Here is a 281-nt window from a genome sequence, read left to right on the forward strand (position 1 = left end):
AGTAGGCTGCAAACGAAGCCAGCGCAGCACCACCGCCCGGCAGGATGCCCAGCGCGGAGCCCAGGAAGGTGCCGCGCAACACGGCAGGCGCCATGCGCCTGAAGTCGGCCTTGGTCGGCCACAGGTTGGTGACGTGATCGGTGAAGGTCTCGCGGTGCTCCTTCTGTTCCAGGTTGGCGATGATCTCGGCGAAGCCAAACATGCCCATGGCCAGCGCGACGAAGTCGACGCCATCGGTCAGTTCCGGGATGTCGAAGGAGAAGCGCGCCGCGCCCGAGTTC

Annotated in this window: 1 protein-coding gene; it reads right to left on the reverse strand. The window is 65.8% G+C overall.

Annotation, left to right across the window (positions count from 1 at the left end; all coding sequences use genetic code 11):
• The coding region (locus CF70_RS37435) for a tripartite tricarboxylate transporter permease (protein WP_035862072.1) at positions 1-281 on the reverse strand (281 nt) is incomplete at both ends.

Origin of the sequence: Cupriavidus sp. SK-3 (assembly GCF_000611145.1) — a bacterium.
GTDB lineage: Bacteria > Pseudomonadota > Gammaproteobacteria > Burkholderiales > Burkholderiaceae > Cupriavidus.